This is a genomic window from Streptomyces sp. NPDC006012 (assembly GCF_042871185.1).
GTDB lineage: Bacteria > Actinomycetota > Actinomycetes > Streptomycetales > Streptomycetaceae > Streptomyces.
The window spans coordinates 680,969-703,258 of the sequence record NZ_JBIAIE010000001.1; the positions used below are offsets into that span (position 1 = coordinate 680,969).

Genomic DNA, 22,290 nt, shown 5'->3' on the forward strand with positions numbered 1-22,290 from the left:
AGGTCATCCGGGCATGGGTGTGGGCGTGAGGTAGCTCAGGGCCCGGGGTGGTCCGCGGCGGTCACGATGCCGCGGACCACCCCCAGCTCCACCAGGTCCTGCGGCCGGACGCGCAACTGGTCCGCGGTCGCCTCGGCCTCCTCCGGCGGGCGTTTGAGTATCGCCGCGGCGAGTTCGGGGGCGATCACCGAGAAGAAACTGTCCGGCGTGGCCCAGGTGTTGCCGGGCGCGGCCAGCGCGAGCGCCCCGCCGGAGCCGCCCTCGCCGATGACCAGCGTGGTGACCGGCACCCGGGCGGCGGCCACCGCCTCGAACACCTCGGCTATCGCGGCCCCTGCCCCCTGCCGCTCCGCCTCCGCGTCATTCGCCGCGCCCGGGGTGTCCACCAGCGTCAGCACCGGTATGCCGAGCCGGTCCGCGAGCCGGATCAGCCGGGCCGCGGTGCGGTACCCGGCGGGCCGGGTCGCCACCCCCGTCTGCGCCGCGTACGCCACGCCGCGGCCGCCCCGCTCGCCGAACCCGCACAGCATGCCCTCGGGATCCGTACCGCCCGCGCGGTCGCCGCCGAGAGCGACCCGGTGGGTGAAGTACGCGTCCAGGTAGGCACGGGCGCGGGGGCGGCCGGGGGCGCGGGCGCGGCCGACCGCCGCCCACCCGGTCGCCGGGAGGCCGGAGCCGCCCAGGGCGTGGGGTGCGGGGGCCTGCGGAGCGGGCGTGGTGAGCAGCCGCAGCCAGCGCCCCAGCGTCTGCCGCAGTTCCTCGGGCCGTACCACCGCGTCCGCCGAACCCGCCGCCACCTGCGCCTCGGCCGTGTACGCCGACGGATCCGCGTCCGGCGGCCGGACCCGGGAACCCGCGAAGCCCACCTGGGCGCCCGGCAGCGCGAGGACCACGTCGGCCCCGGCGCCCAGGGTGGCCCAGCCGCCGCCGGTCGTCGGGTCCCGCAGGACCGCTATGTGCGGCAGACCGGCCGCCCGGGTGAGCACGGACTCCCGGGCCACCCGCTGGAGCTGGGCCAGCGCGAGCATGCCCTCCTGCATCCGGCTGCCGCCGGTGGCGACCAGCGGGACGACCGGCAGCTGGTGCGCACGGGCGTGCCGGTACGCCGCCTCCAGGCGGTCACCGGTGCCCTCGCCCAGGGAGCCGCCGAGGAAGCCGAACTCGGACGCGATCAGCACGGCCCGGGTGCCCCCGACGCTCGCCGTGCCGCAGACGACGGACTCCTGCTCGCCGGTGCGTGCGGCGGCCCGGGCGCGCGAGGCGTCGTAGCCGGGCCAGCCGAGCGGTCCGTCGACCGGCGCGTGCCGGGTGCCGCCGGGCAGCTCGCGGAAGGTGCCCTCGTCCGTGACCAGGGCCAGGACCTCCCGCGCCGACGGCCGCTCAGACATCGGCCGGCAGCGCCCGCTTCATGATCTTGCCCATGTCGTTGCGGGGCAGCGCGTCGAGGTAGTGGACCACGCGCGGCCGTTTGTGCGGGGCCAGCCGGGCGGCCACGTGGTCGGCCAACTCCTCGGCGGCGGGCGGCGACTGCGCGTCTGCCGGGACGATCCAGGCCACGATCCGCTCGCCCAGGTCCGCGTCCGGTTCCCCGGTGACCGCCGCCTCCCGCACCCCCGGGTGCTCCAGCAGCGCGTTCTCGATCTCGCCCGCCCCGATCTTGTAACCGCCGCTCTTGATCAGGTCGGTGGCCTTGCGCCCCACGATCCGGACGTAGCCGTCCGCCTCCCGCACCGCCATGTCGCCGGTGCGGAACCAGCCGTCGGCGGTGAAGGCGGCGGCCGTCGCGTCCGGCCGGTTCAGGTACTCGGTGAACAGGTTCGGGCCGCGCACCTGGATCTCGCCGACGGTCTCCCCGTCGTACGCCGCCAGGACGGTGCCGTCCTCCTCCGCCAGCCGCAGTTCCACACCCGGCAGTGGCACCCCGACCGTGCCCGCGCGGGCTTCACCGTCGGCCCGCACGCTGGTGTTCATCAGGGTCTCGGTCATCCCGTACCGCTCGACGACCCGGCGCCCGGTCGCGGCCGCGATCCGCTCGTGGTCGTGCACCGGCAGCGCGGCCGAGCCGGAGACCAGCAGCCGGGCGCGGCCCAGCGCCTTGGCAAGACCGGGATCCTCGGGCAGCGCCTCGGCGATGCGGTGGTACATGGTCGGCACGCCGAACAGCATGGTCGCGCCGTCGTTCAGCTCCCGGGCCACGCCCTCGGTGCTGAACCGCCCCAGGTGCCGCACCGAGCCGCCGCGGCGCAGCGGGCCGAGGACGCCGAGTACGAGCCCGTGCACATGGAACAGGGGCAGCCCGTGCACCAGCACGTCGTCCGCGGTCCACTGCCAGGCGTCGGCCAGTGCGTCCAGGGTCGTGGCGAGCGCGCGGCGGGGCAGTACCGCGCCCTTGGGCGGGCCGGTGGTGCCGGAGGTGTAGACGATCAGCGCGGGGTCGCCCGCCGCGGTGCGGTCCTCGGGGACGTCGCCGCCGCCGTGCGCGTCCACGTCGATCCGGGTCAGGCCGTCCAGGGCCGCCGGGAGCCGGGCGCCGGGCGCGGCCAGCACCAGGGAGGGGGAGCTGTCGGAGAGGATGTGGGCGAGTTCCCGCTCCCCGGACTTCGGGTTCAGCGGTACGGCGGCCACGCCGGCGAGCAGGGCGCCCGGCACCGCGACGGCCGTCTCCAGCTCCGGGGTCGCCCACACGGCCACCCGGCCCGCGCCGCGGACCTTGGCGGCCACGGCGCCCGCGGCGGCCCCCAACTCGGCGTACGTCAGCGCTCGCGCGCCGAACCGCAGGGCGACCCGGGCGCCGGGACCGTCCGCCAGGGCCGGAAAGAGGGAGGACACGAGACGCACTCCTTAGCAGTCGGGGAGCACCGGCTCAGCGCTCCGGACCCACCTGTTCTCCTGACGGTAGAGGATCGGGCCGACGGCAGCGGGGCGACGGCGCGGGATCCGGTCGGATCGGCGGACTCGGAGGGAGGCTGCCCGGCTGCCCGGCTGCCCGGCTGCCCGGCGAGCGGCGGGCAGCGGGCGGCAGGCGGTGTACCTGGTCGCTCGGCGGCCGGACCTGGTCGCTCGGCCGCCGGGTCGGCCCGTTCGGCGGGGAGCCCGCTCGCCCGGGCCGCCGCTCGCCCGGTTCGCCGACGCACCGGCGCAGGATCAGGCCGCCCCCGTCCCCACCACGTCGGCGACGACGCAGCTGACGTTGTCCGGGCCGCCCGTGGCGTTCGCCTCGCCGATCAGGGCGTGGACCGCCGCGTCCGGGGCGGGTGCCGCGGCCAGCAGGTGCGCGATCCGGTCGTCGGGTACGACCGCGGTCAGGCCGTCGGAGCACAGCAGGTACCGGTCCCCGGGCAGCGCGTCGTGCAGCTTCAGGTCCGGGTCCGCACTCGGCTCACCGGCACCGAGCGCCTTCAGGAGCAGGGCGCGCTGCGGGTGGGCGGTGGCCTCCTCGGGGGTCAGCCGGCCCTCGTCGATCATCGACTGGACCACGGTGTGGTCGTGGGTGATCCGGAACAGGCCGCCGTCGCGCAGCAGATAGGCACGCGTGTCCCCGATGTGCACCAGGGCCAGCCGCGAACCCGTCAGCAGCAGCGCGGTCAGCGTGGTACCGGCCTCCGGCGCCTCGGCGGCCACGTCCTGGACCGCCTCGCGCGCCCCCCGGACGGCGTCCTCCAGCAGGTTCAGGACGCTGCCCGCGGGCAACTCCGTGCGCTCCAGGAACTTCAGCGCCTCCACGGCGGCGCTGCTCGCGCGCGCCCCGGCGGGCCCGCACCCGTCGGCCACGGCGAGCAGCCGGGCGCCCGCGTACGCCGTGTCCTGGTTGGCGGGCCGCACCAGCCCGATGTCGGAATGGGCGGAATATCGCAGTTCCAGCATGATGGTGTCCTTCCTCGACTCTGCGGTCAGGTGGTCGACGAGGAACGCGGCGAGGTCCCGCCGTACGGCCGTCTGCGCCTCCACCCGCGCCCAGTGGGCGCGGATCTCCCGGGCGGCGGCGGCCGGTTCCAGCGCGCAGACCTCGCGAATACCGGCGAGCGGCATGCCCAGCCGACGCAGCCACGCCACCAGCCGTGCCTGTTCCAGCTGCCCGACGGCGTAGTACCGGTATCCGGTGTGCGGATCGACCCGCGCGGGGCGCAGCAGCGCCAGTTCGTCGTACAGGCGCAGTGCCTTCGGCGAGAGCCGGCTGGCCTTCGCGAAGGCGCCGATCGTCAGCATCTCCATGCCTCGCCCCTCCCGGGTACGCGCTCCTCGTCGTCCCGCCATCGATGCTGTGCCTTCACCGAGGGGGAAGGTCAAACCCGTTGCCGTGGTTGCACTCGCGGCGGTTAGCCTGCGGTGCGTCAGCAGCCCCTACGCCGAGGGAGTCCGCCGTGCCCCGCATCGCACTTGCCACCTACGACCCGGGGACCGAGCCGCACCGGGACCGCGACCTGCCCCTCCTGGTACGGGCGCTGACGGACGCCGGGGCGGAGGCCGCCGCCGTGCACTGGGACGACCCCGGCGTCGACTGGAGCGGCTTCGACCTCGCCGTCATCCGCTCCACCTGGGACTACAGCTGGCGGACCGCGGAGTTCGTCGCGTGGGCGGAGCGGACCGGGCGGGCGACCCGGCTGGCCAATCCGGCCGCCGTCGTGCGCTGGAACAGCGACAAGCGGTACCTGGGGGACCTCGCGGCGGCCGGGGTGCCCGTCGTGCCGACCCGCTATCTCGCGCCCGGAGATCCCGCCGTGCTCCCCGACGACCACGAGTTCGTCGTGAAGCCGACCGTCGGCGCGGGCGCCCGGTACGCCGCCCGGTACGCGCCCGGCGAGCACGCGGCGGCCCAGCGGCAGCTGGCCCGGATGCACGAGGAGGGGCTGACCGCGATCGTGCAGCCCTACGTGCGCGGCATAGACGTCGGCGGTGAGCGCGCCCTCCAGTTCTTCGGCGGCCGCCTGCTGCACGCCAGCCGCAAGCGGGCGGTCCTGTCGCCCGGCACGGCGTACGACGCGCAGAAGGTGGCCCATCCCGACCTGGCGCCGTGGACACCGACACCGGCCGAACTCGCCGTCGCAGGCCGCGCGCTGGCCGCCGTGCCAAACACGCCGGAACTGCTGTACGCGCGCGTGGACCTCGTCGACGGCGACGACGGGAAACCCCACGTGATGGAAGTGGAACTCGTCGAGCCGAACCTGTTCCTCTTCCTGCACCCGGCATCGCTGCCGACGGTGGCGAGGGCGCTGATCGCGGCGGCGAGCGGCGCCTGACCATTGCCGACGGTTGCGCACATGCCGCCCCACAGGGGCGCGGGGAACTGCGCGCCCGGCCACGACGCACCCGCAGCCGACCTACGCCCCCACGACGGCAGTCCCCGTCACGCCCCCAAGACGGCAGCCCTCTGCAACAACCCCCACGTGAACTCGGCGACGACCTCGCGCCGTACGCCCCCCGCGTCGGGAGCCACGAAGGCGAGCCCCCAGCGGGTGGGCGCCGTGCCCTCCAGCGGGCGGGCCGGGGCAAAGGCGCGGGCCGCCTCGTCCACCGTGCACGACCAGGGGGTGAGGTCGTCGAGGACGGCGAGGCGCGGCGCGGGAGCGCCCGGCGCGCGGACCAGCCACTCGTTCCAGACCGCGCCGGTGGCCGCGACCAGCACCTCGAAGCGCAGGTCGGGCCAGAGCGGGACCGGCCACCGCCACACCGCGCACTCCAGGTCGCCGATGGTCCGCTTGCCCTCCGACTCCGGTGCGCCGAGCACCGAGCGGTACCGGCCGGCCGCCGGGCGCGGCCTGGGCGAGCGGACCATCGCCTGCCAGCGCTTGTTGGCCTCCCGCAGGTCCGCGATCGACACGCCCAGCTCGTGCCGTGCGTCCTCGACCAGACCGGGGTTGTGGTCGGCCATCCGGCGCAACAGCACCAGTTGGAAGTCGAGCGGGGTGAAGGGAGCGGTGGGACGCTTGGCGGAGGACGGCATGGGCACCATCGTCGCCCACCGGCCGGGTACACACCCGTTGCCGGGCTGCTCAGCCATGACTAGCCTGTGTTCGTCATGTCGATCGTCTGTTGAAATCTCGAACGAACGCAGGCGCTGATCAAGGGAGGGGACCGGAGGATGGGACGCCTCGTACCCGCCGTGACCCGGGCTCTCGACATACTTGAGCTCTTTCTCGACGGGGACGGGACACTCTCCGCCCCCGACATCGTGCGCAGGCTCCAACTGCCGCGCACCACCGTGCACGAGCTGGTCACCACGCTCGCCGCCCGCCAGTACATCGTGCCCGTACCCGGACAGTCCGGACAGTACCGGCTCGGCGTGCGCCCCTACCAGCTCGGCAGCCACTACGCCGAGCGGCTCGACCTCGCCGCCGAGGGCCAGCAGGTCGCCCGCGCGGTCGCCGAGACCTGCGACGAGACCGTGCACGTGGCGATCCTCGACGGCACGGACGTCATCTACATCGCCAAGGTGGACTCCACGCACGCGGTGCGCATGGTGTCCGCGGCCGGCCGCAGACTGCCCGCCCACTGCACCTCGGTCGGCAAGATGCTGCTGGCCTCACTGCCCGGACCCGAGCTGGCCGCGCGCATTCCGGACGGCGCCGAACTGGTCGCCATGACCCCCGACAGCATCACGGATCCCGGCGCGCTGCGCGAGGCACTGACGGCGATCAGGGAGCGCGGCATCGCGGTGGAGAACCGCGAGTCCAATCCGGACGTCAGCTGTGTCGCGGCCCCGGTCCGCGACCGCACCGGCCAGGTGGTGGCCGCGCTGTCCATCTCCGTGCCCATGATCCGCTGGAGCGACGAGCGGCTGGCCGAGCTGGCACGGCTGGCCGCCGAGGGCGCGGCCGGACTCTCGGAGCGCCTGGGCCACCGGAGCGCGGCATGACGGGGTACGAGGTGGCGGTGCGGGCCGAGGCGATGCTCGGCGAGGGACCGACGTGGGACGCGGCGACGGGCCGGCTGATCTGGATCGACATCCTCGGCATGCGGATCCACGGCTACGATCCCGCCACCGACCGCCGTACGGTCCGCACGACCGAGCAGCACGTCGGCGCCGTGAAACCGCGCGCGGGCGGCGGGCTGGTGCTGAACCTCCGGGACGGGATCGGGCTGGTGGACCCGGACGGCGGTTTCCGCTGGCTGCACCGCGAGCGGGTGCCCGGCCGCCGCGGGAACGACGCCGCCGTGGCGCCCGACGGCGCGCTGTGGGCGGGCACGATGCGCTACGACGGGGCGGCGGGCGGCGGCACGCTGTCCCGGGTCACCGGCGCCGGTGCGGTCCGTACGGTCCTGCCGTCCGTCGCGGTGAGCAACGGCACGGGCTGGAGCCCCGACGGGCGCCTGATGTACTACGTCGACACCCCCACCCGGCGGATCGACGTCTTCGACTTCGACGGCGAACAGGTCCGGGGCCGGCGTCCGCTGGCGGAGATCGAGGAGGGCGCGGGATTCCCCGACGGGCTGACCGTCGACGCCGACGGCGCCGTGTGGGTGGCCCTGTGGGACGGCGCGGCGGTACGCCGTTACACGCCCGACGGCGCGCTGGACCGCGTCCTCCCCCTGCCCACGGCCCGCCCGACGGCCTGTGCCTTCGGCGGCGCGGACCTGACCGACCTGTACGTCACGTCGGCCCGCACCGGGCTGGACCGGCCGCACCCGCTGTCCGGCTCACTGCTGGTGGTCCCGGGCGTGGGCAGGGGCCTTCCACAGCCGCCGTTCGCGGGTTGAGGCCGCGGAGGCCGCCCGGTGACCCCGGCGGCCTCCGCGGGCTCAGCGGCCCGGTGAGGCCACCGGGGTCACCGGCACTCCTCCGGCCGCGCGGCCCAGCAGCGTCAGCCGTACCTCGCCCGGTCCGAAGTCCGTGGTGCCGTCGGACAGGACGGCCAGGGCCAGAGTATTGGTGCCGCGCGTGTTCAGGATGCCGCCCGGCAGCACGAAGGTGTGCTGCGGGCCGACGTCGTTGATGTACTGGCCCAGGTTCCAGCCGTTCAGGAAGATCTGTACGCGGTAGGCGCGGGCCGGGTCGTCCTCCAGGACCAGCCCGGTTGAGGCGTCCAGGTCGCCGGGGACCGACAGCCGGAACGTGGTCCGGTACCAGGTCACACCCTGCCCCCGGCCGGTGTGCGGCAGACCGGCCGGCCGCCAGCCGCCGTCCGCGAACCCGGGCAGGTGCCAGCCCTCCCGCTCCCCGTACAGCCCACCGTGGTTCATCGGCCCGCGCACCGGATCCGGTGCGAGCGCGCCCTGCACGCGCCACCGTACCGTGGGCGCGGCCCCCTCGAAGACGGCCGCGGTCAGCCCGCGGGCCGCCTTGTGGCTGTCCTCGGCCTTGCCGTCCATGTCGTGCTGCATGCGCCGCACCAGCACGGACAGCACGTGTCCGCCGGGCGCCGCCGGCTTCTTGCGCAGCCGCCCGGCCCGCGGCCTCAACAGTCCGGACAGGTCGAGCACCGCCGTGTCCGTCCAGGTTCCCTTGCGGGCCGTGCCGGCGTCCGGCACCGGCATCCGGTGCACGCCCAGCGGCTCACCGTCCAGCCAGGCCATGAGCATGCCCTGGGTGCCGGTGCTGTAGGAGAGGGACACGGACTCCAGCCCGTTGACGTCGTCGAGGTGTCCCCGGTACCAGACGTCGCCGTAGTGGAAGCCGTAGTCGTCCGCGAACAGCACCGGCTGCCCCTCGGGCACCGGCGTCGTGCTGTGCGAGGCCCGTTTGTCCGCCACCTGCCACGTCGAGTCGTCGAACTCCGGCGCGGCCTCGGGATTCTCCGCCCTGCTCCGCCAACCGCCCAGCGCGGGCAGCGCGATGTCCGGCGCCGCAGGCAGCAGTGCCTCGGCCATCAGGCTGCCGGACCGGGTGGCGCGGGTGCGTACCGGCCGGCCGTTCCACTCCACGGTGGCCGCGCCGCGCGGCCCCCACACCTCCAGGCCGCTCTGCTCGACCGTGTCGCCCGTCAGGCGCACCGTGGAGCCGTCGAGCGCGGCCTCGCGCAGCAGTTCGGGGCCGTAGACCAGCACGGTTCCCGACGGGGTCTCGTACGGCCACATCCGTACGGACGTCGCGTCGTCGGCGAACAGGAGCAGCAGCGGTGTGTCGCTCTCGCCGCCCTCGACCAGCACCCGGGTGAGCCCGCCGACGCCGAGCGGCACGGACACGTGCAGGGCGCCCAGGGTGTAGGCCCAGCCACCGTCCGGGTCGAGCCGGTTGACGACCGGTTCGCTCGGGCACTCCAGCACGAGGTGTGCCATCTCGCCGTTGCGACCGGTGAACAGCGCGATGTCCTGCCGCCCGGTGTTCAGCCGGAACACGGGCTGCGCGGTGCTCGACCGCAGGGTCCGCCTGCCCAGGGAGAGCCCGGTGGTCAGCAGCCGGGCGTCCCGGGCCGGGACGGTGACCTCCAGGCCGCCCGCCGCGGTCGGCACGGTCGAGGTGACCTCCTCGGTCCCGTCGTTGCGCACCACGTACACATGGGCCTCGGTGTCCGGGTTGGTGAGGTGGTAGACCTTCAGGCCCTTCGCCGTGACGTCCGCCGCCCGGTCCAGCTTGGCGAAGTCGGGGACCCGCCCGAGGAGGTGGCCGATCTGGTGCATCGGGGCGATCTTGCCGGTGACGTTGCGGGCCTCGTCGATGGCCGCCCCGTAGTCGTACGAGGTGTAGACCGCCGGTGCGGGCAGCCAGCCCCAGGAGGTGCCGCCGAAGGCCATGTAGACGTTGTGCAGGGTCAGGCCGTTGGCCAGGTTGGTGAGGTAGAAGCGGCGCTCGTAGGCCTCGTCCCGGGTCCGCCGGGACTCGGCGTACCCCTTGCCGTCGAAGGTGACCCCGCCCCACGGGTCGAACCAGCCGCCGCCGAACTCCGGCACGAAACCCGGCGTGTGCGGACTCGCGGAGGCACCCCCGGTGGGCCCGCCGGTGCCGTAGCGCCCCCAGTCCGGCGGGGTCCGGTCCGGCGCCGGGTACCCGTCGAAGCCGTACAGCCAGCGGCCCCGCTCCCCGCCGGTGTCGAACGAACCGGGGACCCAGGCGCCGCCGCGGCCCTTGTCGTTGTGGAAGAGGGGTACGTCGATGCCGTCCGCCCGGACCTTGCGGTACAGGTGGGACATGTAGGCACGCCCGGTCGGCTCGCCCACGTGGGCGTCGTACTCGTTCTCGATCTGGTACAGCAGGATCGTGCCGCCGCCGTCCGTGAGCTGGTGGCGACGGGCGATCCGGTTCACCGCCGTGAACCACGCGTCGACGTGCGACAGGTAGACCGGATCGTCGGTGCGCGCCACGCCCTCGGTGACCGTGAGCCAGCCAGGGAAGCCGCCGCCGTCGACCTCCGCGTTGATGTAGGGGCCGGGGCGCAGGATGACGTACAGGCCGGTCTCCGCGGCCGTGCGCAGGAACAGGTCCAGATCGCGGACGCCGCTGAAGTCGTGGTGGCCGGGGGCGGCGGAGTGGTAGTTCCAGGCGACATAGACGCTGACGGTGTTGAAGCCGTGCGCCCGCATCTTCTGCAGGACGTCGCGCCACAGGGACGGGCTCGGCAGCCGGAAGGGGTGCATCTCGCCGGACCAGACCACCAGCCGCCTGCCGTCCACGAGCAGGGAGTAGCGGTCGTAGCCGATGCTGTGCCGGCGCCGGTCGGCACTCGGCGGGGCCGGTGCGGGACCGGTCGGCACACTGCGCGCCGCGTACGCGGACAGCGCCCCGGGGCCGCCGCTGCCGCCCAGGGCCAGGCCGAGCGCGGCGGAGCCGGCGAGGGCACTGAAGGTACGTCTGCTGAGTGCCAAGGGGTTCCTTCCGGGCGATCCTGCGGGGCGCGGGTCAGGCCATTCTCCATGGCCGTACGCCCCACAATGGATCCATGAGGATCTCGGCACGGGCGGATTACGCGGTACGGGCGGTGCTGGAGTTGGCCGCACGGCAGGGTAACGGCCCGGTGAAGGCAGAGGAAATCGCCTCTGTACAGGGCATCCCCCACAAGTTCCTGGAAGGCATCCTCGGCGACTTGAGCCGCACCGGGATCGTGGCCAGCCGGCGCGGCGGGGGAGGCGGCTACCGGCTGGCCGGGCCTGCGGCGGAGATCACCGTCGCGGACGTCGTGCGGGCCGTGGACGGCCCCATCGTCTCGGTACGGGGCGAACGCCCGTCGAGCCTCACCTACACCGGCACCGCCGAGCCCCTGCTGCCCCTGTGGATCGCCCTGCGCGCGAACGTCCGCAAGATCCTGGAGGGCGTCACCCTGGCCGACCTCGCCGCGGCCGACCTTCCGGCCCCGGTGCGCCGGCTGGCGGCGGACCCGGCGGCGTGGGAGAACCCATGACCCGGCCGGCCGGTGACGCGGCTCGGTGACCGGCCGGTCCGGCCGCGGCGGGACCCGCCGCCGCGGCCCCCGCGCGGACCGTACGACCGCTCAGGCCCGGCTCACGAACCGGACCTGCGCTTGTTCCACACGTCGAAGCCGACCGCCGCGAGCAGGGCGAGGCCCTTGATCACCTGCTGCCAGTCGGTGCCGACGCTCAGCAGGTTCATGCCGTTGTTCAGCACGCCGAGGACCAGACCGCCGATGATCGCGCCGAGCACGGTGCCGACACCGCCGCTCATGGACGCGCCGCCGATGAACGAGGAGGCGATGGCCTCCAGCTCGAAGTTCAGGCCCGCCTTCGGCGAGGCCGCGTTCAGCCGGGCGGCGACCACCAGGCCCGCCAGCGCCGCGAGCACGCCCATGTTCAGGAAGACGCAGAAGGTGACCTTCCTGTCCTTGACCCCGGACAGCTTCGCCGCCGGCAGGTTGCCGCCGATCGCGTAGATGTGGCGGCCGAAGACGGCGTTGCGCATCACGTAGCCGTAGCCGACCACCAGCACGCCGAGGACGATCAGGATGATCGGGGCGCCCTTATAGCTGGCGAGCAGCAGGGTGACCGCGAGGATCGCCGCGGCGATCGCGGCCAGCTTCAGCAGGAACGCGTTGCGCGGCAGCACATCCAGCGAGAACTCCTGCTGGCGCCCCCGGTCCCGGACCTCCTGGACGACCACGAAGGCCAGCAGCGCGAGGCCCAGCAGCAGGGTGAGGTTGTGGTAGTTGGTGTCCGGGCCGACCGGGGGCAGGAAGCCGTTGCCGAGCTTCTGCAGTCCGTTCGGGAACGGGCCGAGGGTCTGGCCCTGCAGGAAGATCTCCGTCAGACCACGGAACAGCAGCATGCCCGCCAGGGTCACGATGAACGACGGTATGCCGAGATACGCGATCAGGAAGCCCTGGACCGAACCGGCCACCGCGCCCACCAGCAGGCACAGCACCAGGGCGAGCGGCCAGGCCACACCGTGCTGCACGGTGAGCACGGCCGCGAACGCGCCCACGAACGCGGTCAGCGAGCCGACGGACAGGTCGATGTGGCCCGCGATGATCACCAGCATCATGCCGCTGGCCAGGATCAGGATGTAGCTGTTCTGCAGCACCAGGTTGGAGACGTTGCGCGGCAGCAGCAGGTCGCCGCCGGTCCACACCTGGAACAGGACCACGATCAGGCCGAGCGCGATCAGCATGCCGTACTGGCGCAGGTTGCGGCGCAGGCCGTTCAGTATCAGCCGGAGCAGGCCCCCGGCGGTGGACTCCCCGCCCTTGCCGGGCGGCGCCGGGGCCGGGAGCTTGTCGGTCACGTCCGTGCTCATCGGGTCACCTCTTCGTCCTGGGTGTCCTTCGTCATCCGGCGCATCAGCGCTTCCTGCGTGGCCTCGGCCCGCGGCACCTCGCCGGTCAGCCGCCCGGCGGCCATGGTGTAGATGCGGTCGCACATGCCGAGCAGTTCGGGCAGCTCGGACGAGATGAGGACGACCGCCTTGCCCTCGGCGGCGAGCCGGTCGACGACCGTGTAGATCTCGTACTTGGCGCCCACGTCGATGCCGCGCGTGGGCTCGTCCAGGATCAGTACCTCCGGGCCCGCGAAGATCCACTTGCTGAGGACGACCTTCTGCTGGTTGCCGCCGGACAGCCTGCCGACCGGTTCGAAGACGGTCGGCGCCTTGATGTTCATGGACCTGCGGAAACCCTCGGCGACCTGCCGCTCCTCGTGTTCGTCGACCATGCCCCGCCGCGCGACCTTGTCCAGTGCGGTCAGCGAGATGTTCCGGTTGATGGTGTCGATGAGGTTGAGGCCGTAGTGCTTGCGGTCCTCGGTGACGTAGGCGATGCCGTGCCGGACCGCCTCGGCGACCGTCCTGGTGCGGATCTCCGCGCCGTCCTTGCGGACCGTGCCGCCCGTGTGCCGGCCGTAGGAGCGCCCGAAGACGCTCATCGCCAGTTCGGTGCGGCCCGCGCCCATCAGGCCGGCGATGCCGACGATCTCCCCGCGCCGCACGTGGATCGACACGTCGTCGACCACCTTGCGCTGCCGGTCGACCGGGTGGTGCACCGTCCAGTTGCGGATCTCCAGCGCCGGCGCGGCGTCCGGTGCGCCCGCGTACGGCGTGCGGTCGGGGAAGCGGTGGTCGAGGTCGCGGCCGACCATGCCGGAGATGATCCGGTCCTCGGTGGTTTCGGGCGCCTTCACGTCGAGGGTCTCGATGGACCGGCCGTCGCGCAGGATCGTCACCGAGTCGGCGACCCGGCGGATCTCGCCCAGCTTGTGGGAGATGATGATCGAGGTGATCCCCTGGTTCTTCAGCTCCAGGATGAGATCGAGGAGCCTGCTGCTGTCCTCGTCGTTCAGCGCCGCCGTCGGCTCGTCCAGGATGAGCAGCTTCACCTGCTTGGAGAGCGCCTTGGCGATCTCCACGAGCTGCTGCTTGCCCACGCCGATGTCGGAGATCCGCGTCTCGGGGTGGTCGCTCAGGCCGACCCGGCGCAGCACCTCGGTGGCGTGCCGCAGGGTCTCCCGCCAGTCGACGAACCCGCGCGAGGCGTGTTCGTTGCCGAGGAAGATGTTCTCGGCGAGGGACAGGAACGGCACCAGCGCCAGTTCCTGATGGATGATCACGATGCCGCGCCGCTCGCTGGCCCGGATGTCCCTGAAGGCGCACACCTCGCCTTCGAAGAGGATCTCGCCCTCGTAGCTGCCGTGCGGATGGACGCCGGAGACCACCTTCATCAGGGTGGACTTCCCGGCGCCGTTCTCACCGCAGATGGCGTGGACCTCGCCCCGGCGGACGGTCAGCGTGACGTCCGACAGCGCCGTGACGCCGGGGAAGGTCTTGACGATCGAGCGCATTTCCAGGACGGGTCCCGCCATGGTCGTGCCCTTTCGGTCCGTGGGTGAAGGCGTGCGGACTACTTGAGCTCGCCCGCCGAGTAGTAGCCGGTGTCGATGAGTTCCTTCGTGTAGTTGGTCTTGTCGACGCTCACCGGCTGAAGCAGGTAGGCGGGTACGACCTTGCTGCCGTTGTCGTACGTCTTGACGTCGTTGACCTGGGGCTTCTTGCCGTTCAGTACGTCGTCGACCATGCTCGCGGCGACCTTGGCGAGCTCTCGGAGGTCCTTGTAGACGGTCTGGGTCTGCTCGCCCGCGACGATCGACTTCACCGACGCCAGCTCGGCGTCCTGACCGGTGATGACCGGCAGCGGCTTGCCGGCGGAGCCGTAACCGTCCGACTTCAGCGCGGAGATGACGCCGATGGAGATGCCGTCGTACGGGGAGAGCACCGCGTCGACCCGGCCGCTCTTGTAGGCGGAGGTGAGGATGTCCTCCATGCGCTTCTGCGCGGTCGTGCCGTCCCAGCGCAGCGTGGTCACCTGGGTGAGCCGGTTCTGACCGGACCTGACGACGAGCTTCTTGCTGTCGATGTAGGGCTGGAGCACGCTCATCGCGCCGTTGAAGAAGTACTTGGTGTTGTTGTCGTCGTTCGACCCGGCGAACAACTCGATGTTGAACGGGCCCTTGCCGCCCTTCAGACCGAGCTTGTCCACGATGAAGGCGGCCTGCAGCTCGCCGACCTTGGTGTTGTCGAAGGACGCGTAGTAGTCGACGTGCGGCGTGCCGAGGATCAGCCGGTCGTAGGAGATGACCGGGATCTTGGCGTCCGCGGCCTGCTGGAGCACGTTGTTCAGCGACTTGTTGTCGATGGCCGCGACGATCAGGCCCTTGACGCCCTGGGTGATCAGGTTCTCGATCTGCGAGACCTGCTGGTCGGGGTCGTCCTCGCCGTAGACCAGCTTGGTCCGGTAGCCCTTGGCCTTGAGGTTCTTGACGACGTTGTCGCCGTCGGCGATCCAGCGTTCGGAGGACTTGGTGGGCATGGCGATGCCGATGGTGCCGCCCTTGGCACTGCCCTTGTCCTCCTTGCTGCCGCCCTCGCCGCTCTGCCCGCAGGCGGACAGGGCGAGGGCGAGAGAGGCCGCCCCGGCGACGGCGGCGAGGGCGCTGCTACGAGTACGCATAGTGATCGTCCCTGTTCTTCTCTTCGGTGAGATGGGTTCGAGCGAGGTCGGTGAAGCGCCCCGAAGGGGCGCGGTGAACCGGGGGTCCCTCCTGTGTGTTCGTGCGCTGCCGGGAACGTGTCTGTTCGTGCGAGGCCGGGAATGTGGGGGCGCGACCCGCCGCGACCCGCCCCGGCCCGCCCCGGCGGGCCCGCGGCCCCCGTGCGTCATTCAGCGGCCCCTTCGACGGGGAACCGGTTCAAGGCCCCCGGCAGCCGGGAACCGAGCGGCGCCATGCCGCCGTCCGCGCCGTGCCGGGCGAGCAGGTCGAGGGCGAGCCGGCCGCGCCGCACCCGCTCCCGGGCCGTGCCCAGGGTCAGGTCCCGCAGATGGGCGCCCGCCGGGTAGATGCCGGGGGCCCTGGACAGGCCGAACTTCAGATAGAGCGGGGCGCCGCGCCGGATCAGCTCGGCGACCTCGTACATCCGCACATAGCCGCCGAGGTCGTCGGGCGCCTCGATGTACATGTCCATCGGGGCGGCGGACACCCGGCGGATCTCGGTGAGGTGATCGAGCGTCAGGTCGCTGGGCACGTTGACCGAGTCGGCACCCAGCCGTTCGAAGACCGCGTACGACGCCGGGTTCACCGGTCCGACGAGCGCGGACACCTTGAGCGTGGTGTCGGCGGGGATGATCCGGGCGGCGCGCGCCCGGTGCAGCGTCCACAGCACGCCCTCGTCGGCGACCAGCAGGCACTTGACGCCCAGTTCGGTGGCCCGGACGGCGTCCTCGACACAGCCGGCGACCGCGTCGTGGCCGCGGGCGCGCAGCCCCGCGCCGCGCGAGTCGGAACGCACCGAGCCGCCGATGTCCCAGGTGCCGCGCGGGCCGGTGAACAGGCACAGCTCGATGCCGCGTTCGGCGCTGGCCCCGGCCATCTCGGTGATCTCGGCGTCGGTCAGCATCCACACGCCGCTGCCCTGGCTGACGCGGTGGATCGGCACGTCCAGCCGTGCGGCCTCCTTGAGGACGACCGCCAGCGCCTCGGGACCCTCGCACGAGGGGATCTCGGTGCGCCAGCGACCGCCGCCCGGGAAGCCGTGGACGGAGGCGTCGGCGGGATCGGGGGCGGGCGCGCTCAGGCCGAGCGCGGCGAGCGCGTGCTCACCGGGCCTGCGGGCCGCCGTGGCGGAAGCGTGGGTCACAAGCTGTCCTTAGTGTTCGAAATATCGGACGTGGTTCGCGGCTCAGGGTGTGGGAGGGCCTGGGGACGGGCCACGGGTACGCCGGTCCCGGCGCCGCCGGGTCGCGCCGGGACCGGCGGCCGGCCGGGTCCCTCTCCCGCCAGGACCCGGCAGCAGGGCTAGGGACGGAGCAGCACCTTGCCGACGTGCGGATCGCCGGCCCCCACCAGCTCGATGGCGCGCGGGAACCCGGTCAGCGGCAGCTCGTGCGTGACCAGCGGCAGCGGGTCGAGCAGCCCGGCCCCGAACATCCGCACCGTGTGCGCCCAGGCGTCCGGCGGCGCCCCGAAGACCGTCCGCACCTCCAACTGCCGCACCACCAGGTCGGTCGGGTCGAGACCGTCGGCCCCCGGCGCCGGGATGCCGGTCAGGACCAGGCGCCCGCCGCGTCTGAGCAGCGCGGCGGCGGTACGCGCGGCCGACGCGGACCCGGCGGTCTCCACGACGACGTCGAAGTCACCGGGGAGTTCCTCGTCCTTCGTACGGAAGCCGGTGGCGCCGAACCGCCGGGCCAGCGGTTCCCGCTCCCGCCCCGTGCCGACCACCAGCAGCTCCGCAGGCGAGACCGCCCGCAGGAACTGCACGGCGAACATCCCGAGCGTGCCCGCGCCGACCACCGCGACCCGCTCACCCGGCCGGGCACCGCCCTTGACCACGGCGGCGGCCACGCAGGCGGCCGGTTCCAGGAGTGCCGCCGCGGTCAGATCGGCCGCGTCCGGCAGGACGTGCAGCAGCCGGGCCGGCAGGGTGAGGGTGGCCGCCATGGCGCCCGGCCGGGTGAAGCCGGTCTCCTCGTAACCCGCGGTGCACAGGGTGGTCTGGCCGGCGTGGCAGCGGTCGCACACCTGGCAGTTGCGGAAGCCCTCACCGACGACCTTGCGGCCGGTCAGCGCCGCGGGCACCCCGGCGCCCACCGCCCGCACGGTCCCGGACCACTCGTGGCCCGGCGTCAGCGGGTAACGGACGTACCCCTCGGGCCGGCTGCCCTGGTACAGCTCCCGGTCGCTGCCGCAGATGCCCACCGCGTGCACGGCGACCAGCGCCTCCCCGGGCCCGGGCGCACGGGGCGTGTGCTCCTCGACCCGATGCTCGCCCGGCGCCACGACGACGACCTGCGCGCTCGCTTCGTGCCGTTCGGCCGGTGCACCCGCTTGACGCCCTTCGGCCCGCGCGCTCACTTCGTGCCCTTCGGTCCGTGCACCCGCTGCGCGCCCTTCGACCCGCGCGTTCACTTCGCGCCCTTCGGCCTGCGCTGCTCCCAGCCCTCGGCCCACAGGTCGAAGCGGGCCTGCTGCTGCGGGAACTCGGCCGCCGCGTCGACGTCGAGTTCCACTCCGAGGCCGGGAGCGTCGGAGAGCCGGAAGCAGCCGTCGACGACCTCGGGCGCTCCCCTGACCACCCTCTTGATCTCCGCGTCGGCGAAATCGTTGAAGTGCTCCAGGACCTTGAAGTTCGGTGTGGTGAAACCGAGTTGGAGGCTCGCCGCGGTCAGCACCGGGCCGCCCACGTTGTGCGGGGCGACGAGGACGTAGTGGGCCTCGGCGCTCGCCGCGAGCTTGCGGGTCTCCCAGATGCCGCCGAGGTGGCCGACGTCCGGCTGGATGATGTCGGCGGCCTGGCTCTCGAACAGCTCACGGAACTCGATCCGGTCGTGGATCCGTTCGCCGGTGGCCACCGGCAGGTCCACCTTCTCGGCCACCTTCCGCAGCGCCTTCAGGTTCTCCGGCGGCACCGGCTCCTCCAGCCAGGCCGGCTCGAACGGCGCCAGTTCCCTGGCGAGGCGGACCGCGGTGGCGGGGGAGAAGCGGCCGTGCATCTCCACCATCAGCTCGGTCTGCGGCCCGATGGCGTCGCGCACGGCCTCGATGAGGGAGACGGAGTAAAGGGTCTGCTCGTGGTCGAGTTCGAAGTGGCCGGTGCCGAACGGGTCGATCTTCAGCGCCCGGTAGCCGCGTGCGACGACCTCCTGCGCGGCCTTGTGGTACGCCTCCGGCGTGCGCTCGGTGGTGTACCAGCCGTTGGCGTACGCCTTGACCCTGTCGGTCACCTTGCCGCCGAGCAACTGCCACACGGGGACGCCGAGCGCCTTGCCCTTGATGTCCCAGCAGGCCATCTCGACCACCGCGATCCCGGACATGACGATCTCGCCGGCCCGGCCGTAGTCGCCGTACTTCATGCGGCGCACCAGGTCCTCGACGGCGAACGGGTCGGAGCCGAGGACGTGGTTGGCCTCCGCCTCGCGCAGATAGCCGATCAGCGCGTCGGTGTGACCGAGCATGCGAGTCTCGCCGACCCCCGTGATCCCTTCGTCGGTGTGCACCTGGACGTAGGTCAGATTGCGCCATGGCGTCCCGACCACGTGCGTGCTGATTCCGGTGATGCGCACGGCAGTTGCCCCTCAGCTGTTCGATATTTCGGCACACGTTCGAAATGTTGGCGTGACAGTAGGGACGGGGCGGCAGGGGTGTCAATGGGGCGAGCAGGTAACGGTTTCGAAACGTCTTCGGGCGGCTTTTCCGGTCTCCCGCCGGTCTTCCGCGGGGCATCCGCAGGGACCGGGGCGGGGGCCTCCGCGTGGGGTGAATCGCGGGAACGGCCGGGCTGTTCAGCCCGCCCGGGCCGCCCGGCTCGGGTGAAGAGGCGAGGACTTGGTGACCATCCGGGTACAGGTCCGTCGGCTATTCTTTCGTTCCCCCACAGAATGTTCACAGATTCGCCTAGGAACGTGACCTGTGCGGAACCTAGTGTCCCGCCTCATGGACTACTGCCACCCGTGCCGGCGGCACCTCAACGGCGCCCTCGCCTGCCCGGGGTGCGGTACACCGGCCGAAGCCCTGAGCGCGTACGCACGCGAGACGGACCCACCCACGCGCGCCGGCCACGCGGACGGCGGCGCCCATGACGGCCGTGGGTACGACGGCCGTGGGTACGACGACCAGAGGTACGACGACGAGTGGGGATACGGCGACCAAGGGCCCGGTGACCAGGGGTACGGCGACCGGGGGTACGACGGTCGACGTGCCCCGGACGGCACCGCCGATGCGGCCGACGAGATCGGCGGTGCCAGTGCCAGTGCCAGTGCCGGTGTCGCCTTCGGTGACAGTGACGGTGATGACAACGGTGTCGGGGCTTCGCGCGGGCGGGCGGCGCGGCGCCGCGGTGAGATGCGCGGCCGGGGCCGTACGCGGGGTGCGGACGCCGGGGAGCCGGCCGGGACGGACACGAGCCGGCGTGACCGCAAGGCGGCGGCACACCGCAGGCGCCGTCGGCGGATCCTGCTGGTCACCGCCGGCTTCGTGCTGGCGGCGGGCGGCCTGAGCCTCGCCGAAGTCGGCACGGACGCCCCGTTCCAGGATTCGCAGCCCGCGTCGGCGGGGGACGAGGCGACGGAGGGCAGCACCTCGTCCGGGACCCCGGGCGAGTCGGGCCGGCCCGGGAGCACCACGCGCCCCGCCGGATCGGACGCCTCGGCCTCGCCGGACGCCTCGGCGTCCCCGTCGGCGTCGAAGTCCGCGAAGTCCGCGAAGGACGAGGCCGAGGCGTCCGAGTCCCCGACCGGCACGGCCTCCCAGGGGTCGGCGAGCGCGGACCCGACCTCCTCGGCGCCCGCCCCGACGACGACGAGCGGCCAGGCGCCCAGCCCGAGCGACGACCCGACCAGCTCCGACCCGCCCCCGAGCCCGTCACCGACCGATTCCTGCACCCGGTTCCTGTGGTGGTGCACCTGACCTTCCGCCGCCCGCGGCGCAGCCTCCCGGCGATCCCTCACCCCGCACCCGCACCATCCACAGCAGTCCCCGCCGCCCCCGCACCACCCCTCCCGGACCGGCCGTCCGGCGCCCGGCAGGGGCCGGACCCGATGCCGGATCCGAGTGCCACACGGTCCGTCCCCGTCAACTCCCGTCCACCACCGGGCCCGGTCGGAGCCCGTCCTGCGCCGCCTGCCGGGCCCGGGCGGGTGCTCTGCCCGAACCGGGCCGCGAGCCCTGGGCGTTGAGCGCGACCGGCTCGTCCCTCCCACCGCTGCCGAGGGTGCCGAAGCCGGTGTGACCGGCCCCGCGGGCCCGGTGCCGGCATGCCCCGTGCGGGCGGTCCCGGATCGGCCATCCGGGGCATCGGAGACACCGACACCCCCTTGTTGCTGTTGAGTCCAACAAGGTACGTCTCGCCGTACCGGTCTCAGGACCCCCTAAGGAGGTACGCGTGCGCCCCACTGCGAGAGCCGTTCCCCCGAGGCCCGTTCTGGTCGCCGCCCTCTTCCAGTCCGCGCCGGACGCCCCGGCCGCGGCGGCTGGACAGCCCTCGGTGGTGAGCGGCCCGCGCGCCGTGCCGTTCCGCACCGAACCTCTCTTCCGGGACCACCCGAAGGGGGCATTCGCCCAGCTGGCAAGGGCATTGTTCGCCGTGGCAGCGGTGCGCGGCAGCTCAGTCGAGGAGTACGGATGACGCAGCAGACCACCGTCCACGGCACGGTCGCCGACGGCTACGAGGCGGTGCGCGAGGAGTTCGCCGCGGTGGCCGCCGCGGAACGCCCCGACTACGAGGGGCAGCTGTGCGCGTACGCGCACGGACGGCGGGTCGTCGACCTGTGGGCGGGCCCGGACGCCGACGGGGACTCCCTGTACGGCGTGTACTCATCCACCAAGGGGGCCGCGCACCTGGTGGTGGCGCTGCTCGTGCAGGACGGCACCCTGGAGCTGGACCGCAAGGTCACCTACTACTGGCCGGAGTTCGCCGCCGAGAGCAAGGGCGCGCTGACCCTGCGCGAGCTGCTGGCGCACCGGGCCGGCCTGGTCGGCACCGACACCGGGTTCACGCTGGCGGAGCTGGCCGACGACCGGGTGATCGCCGAACGGCTCGCCGACCAGCGGCCGTTCTGGCGGCCCGGTACGGCCTTCGGGTACCACGCCCTGGTCATCGGCGCGCTGACCGGTGAGGTGGTCCGGCGGGCCACCGGCCGGACCGTCCAAGGGCTGTACGAGGAACGGGTCCGCGCCCTGCACGGCCTGGACTTCCATCTCGGGCTGCCCGCCGCCCTGGAGCCCCGCTTCCGCCCGGCGCAGCCGATGCTGCCCACCCCGCGGCAGCGGGAACTGCTGGATGCGCTGCTCAGCCCCCCGCACACCTTGCAGGCCGTCGCGTTCAACCGGCACGGCGCTGAGCCGACCGACCTGGCGACCCTCCCGAACCACCGGCTGATCCGGGAGAAGGGCCCGGCGTCGGTCGGCGGGGTCGCCTCGGCCCGGGGTCTCGCGGGGCTGTACGCGGCGCTGATCAGCGAGATCGCCGGGCAGGCACCGCTGCTGAAACCGGACACGGTCGCGGAGTTCGGGCAGTTCCACTCCGTCGGCTACGACCTGGTGGCCCGGGGCCACAAGGCGTACGGCCTCGGCTTCCAGGCGACCGCCGACACCTGGCACCCGTTCCTGGGCGCCGGGGCGATCGGGCACAGCGGTGCGGGCGGCTGCCAGGCGTTCGCGGACCCGCGCAGCTCGCTCGCCTACGGCTACACCCGGCGCCGGTGGGCCTTCCCGGGCGGGGCGGCGCCGGAGAACGACCGGCTGGCCAGGGCGGTGCACACGGCCGCAGTGGCACCGCGCTGACGGGCGGGTCCGGCGGGGTACCGGGGCCCGGCCGTCGTACGCGGCGGAGTGCCGGGGCCCGATGCCGTACGCGGTGGAGAGCCGCTGCCCGACCGCCGTACCCGGCGGGGTGCCGGGGCCCGGCCCTCGTACCCGCCGGGGTGCTTC

18 protein-coding genes are annotated in these 22,290 nt (G+C 73.2%); 7 read left to right on the forward strand and 11 right to left on the reverse strand.

Features of this window, described 5'->3' with window-relative positions:
- Nucleotides 1–35: 35 nt before the first annotated feature.
- The 3 genes from ACFYPJ_RS02870 to ACFYPJ_RS02880 form a co-directional block, all read right to left on the reverse strand.
- On the reverse strand, nt 36–1,388 hold the full coding sequence (locus ACFYPJ_RS02870) for a carboxyl transferase domain-containing protein (RefSeq protein WP_389009375.1): 1,353 nt from the start codon (nt 1,386–1,388) through the stop codon (nt 36–38).
- A complete protein-coding gene (locus tag ACFYPJ_RS02875; protein WP_389009378.1) occupies nt 1,381–2,829 on the reverse strand; it encodes an acyl-CoA synthetase in 1,449 nt (482 codons plus the stop codon). The genes ACFYPJ_RS02870 and ACFYPJ_RS02875 overlap by 8 nt, the downstream gene beginning before the upstream one ends.
- A 315-nt stretch (nt 2,830–3,144) precedes the next feature.
- Entirely contained in the window at nt 3,145–4,212 is a 1,068-nt protein-coding gene (locus tag ACFYPJ_RS02880; RefSeq protein ID WP_389009381.1) for a MerR family transcriptional regulator, read from the reverse strand.
- 149 nt (nt 4,213–4,361) lie between these two features.
- Here ACFYPJ_RS02880 and ACFYPJ_RS02885 point away from each other — a divergent pair, with 149 nt between their 5' ends.
- A complete protein-coding gene (locus ACFYPJ_RS02885) occupies nt 4,362–5,237 on the forward strand; it encodes a RimK family alpha-L-glutamate ligase (RefSeq protein ID WP_389009383.1) in 876 nt (291 codons plus the stop codon).
- Nucleotides 5,238–5,344: 107 nt separating this feature from the next.
- Here ACFYPJ_RS02885 and ACFYPJ_RS02890 read toward each other — a convergent pair whose 3' ends face one another.
- A complete protein-coding gene (locus ACFYPJ_RS02890; RefSeq protein WP_389010126.1) occupies nt 5,345–5,950 on the reverse strand; it encodes a hypothetical protein in 606 nt (201 codons plus the stop codon).
- Nucleotides 5,951–6,079: 129 nt separating this feature from the next.
- Here ACFYPJ_RS02890 and ACFYPJ_RS02895 point away from each other — a divergent pair, with 129 nt between their 5' ends.
- Together ACFYPJ_RS02895 and ACFYPJ_RS02900 are read left to right on the forward strand one after the other, a co-directional pair.
- Nucleotides 6,080–6,853 carry an IclR family transcriptional regulator gene (locus ACFYPJ_RS02895; protein ID WP_389009386.1) on the forward strand — a complete coding sequence of 258 codons (774 nt, stop codon included), beginning with the start codon at nt 6,080–6,082 and terminating at the stop codon, nt 6,851–6,853.
- On the forward strand, nt 6,850–7,695 hold the full coding sequence (locus tag ACFYPJ_RS02900) for an SMP-30/gluconolactonase/LRE family protein (protein WP_389009389.1): 846 nt from the start codon (nt 6,850–6,852) through the stop codon (nt 7,693–7,695). Before ACFYPJ_RS02895 ends, ACFYPJ_RS02900 begins: the two co-directional genes overlap by 4 nt.
- 42 nt (nt 7,696–7,737) lie before the next feature.
- Here the strand turns inward: ACFYPJ_RS02900 and ACFYPJ_RS02905 are convergent, their stop codons facing one another.
- Nucleotides 7,738–10,737: a beta-galactosidase gene (locus ACFYPJ_RS02905; RefSeq protein WP_389009392.1), complete on the reverse strand. Its 3,000-nt coding sequence runs from the start codon at nt 10,735–10,737 to the stop codon at nt 7,738–7,740.
- A gap of 74 nt (nt 10,738–10,811) precedes the next feature.
- Here ACFYPJ_RS02905 and ACFYPJ_RS02910 point away from each other — a divergent pair, with 74 nt between their 5' ends.
- Nucleotides 10,812–11,270, forward strand: coding sequence for an RrF2 family transcriptional regulator (locus ACFYPJ_RS02910; protein WP_389009394.1), 459 nt, complete (start codon nt 10,812–10,814; stop codon nt 11,268–11,270).
- 101 nt (nt 11,271–11,371) lie between these two features.
- Here the strand turns inward: ACFYPJ_RS02910 and mmsB are convergent, their stop codons facing one another.
- The 6 genes from mmsB to ACFYPJ_RS02940 form a co-directional block, all read right to left on the reverse strand.
- Nucleotides 11,372–12,616, reverse strand: coding sequence for a multiple monosaccharide ABC transporter permease (gene mmsB, locus ACFYPJ_RS02915; protein ID WP_389009397.1), 1,245 nt, complete (start codon nt 12,614–12,616; stop codon nt 11,372–11,374).
- Nucleotides 12,613–14,172, reverse strand: a complete 1,560-nt coding sequence (gene mmsA / locus ACFYPJ_RS02920; protein WP_389009400.1) for a multiple monosaccharide ABC transporter ATP-binding protein — start codon at nt 14,170–14,172, stop codon at nt 12,613–12,615. Before mmsA ends, mmsB begins: the two co-directional genes overlap by 4 nt.
- Nucleotides 14,173–14,210: 38 nt before the next feature.
- Nucleotides 14,211–15,317 (reverse strand): multiple monosaccharide ABC transporter substrate-binding protein, encoded by a 1,107-nt coding sequence (gene chvE / locus ACFYPJ_RS02925; RefSeq protein ID WP_389009403.1) that lies wholly within the window; start codon nt 15,315–15,317, stop codon nt 14,211–14,213.
- A 206-nt stretch (nt 15,318–15,523) separates the two neighbouring features.
- Nucleotides 15,524–16,501: a hypothetical protein gene (locus ACFYPJ_RS02930; RefSeq protein ID WP_389009406.1), complete on the reverse strand. Its 978-nt coding sequence runs from the start codon at nt 16,499–16,501 to the stop codon at nt 15,524–15,526.
- A 158-nt stretch (nt 16,502–16,659) separates the two neighbouring features.
- Nucleotides 16,660–17,718, reverse strand: coding sequence for a zinc-binding dehydrogenase (locus ACFYPJ_RS02935; RefSeq protein ID WP_389009408.1), 1,059 nt, complete (start codon nt 17,716–17,718; stop codon nt 16,660–16,662).
- A 50-nt stretch (nt 17,719–17,768) separates the two neighbouring features.
- Nucleotides 17,769–18,926, reverse strand: a complete 1,158-nt coding sequence (locus tag ACFYPJ_RS02940; RefSeq protein WP_389009411.1) for a mandelate racemase/muconate lactonizing enzyme family protein — start codon at nt 18,924–18,926, stop codon at nt 17,769–17,771.
- Between the two features lie 370 nt (nt 18,927–19,296).
- Between ACFYPJ_RS02940 and ACFYPJ_RS02945 the strand changes: the two genes are divergently transcribed.
- The 3 genes from ACFYPJ_RS02945 (at nt 19,297) to ACFYPJ_RS02955 (ending at nt 22,143) form a co-directional block, all read left to right on the forward strand.
- Nucleotides 19,297–20,268, forward strand: coding sequence for a hypothetical protein (locus tag ACFYPJ_RS02945; protein ID WP_389009413.1), 972 nt, complete (start codon nt 19,297–19,299; stop codon nt 20,266–20,268).
- Between the two features lie 475 nt (nt 20,269–20,743).
- On the forward strand, nt 20,744–20,986 hold the full coding sequence (locus ACFYPJ_RS02950) for a hypothetical protein (RefSeq protein ID WP_389010168.1): 243 nt from the start codon (nt 20,744–20,746) through the stop codon (nt 20,984–20,986).
- Complete coding sequence (locus ACFYPJ_RS02955) at nt 20,983–22,143, forward strand: serine hydrolase domain-containing protein (protein ID WP_389009416.1); 1,161 nt, start codon at nt 20,983–20,985, stop codon at nt 22,141–22,143. Before ACFYPJ_RS02950 ends, ACFYPJ_RS02955 begins: the two co-directional genes overlap by 4 nt.
- Nucleotides 22,144–22,290 lie beyond the last annotated feature (147 nt).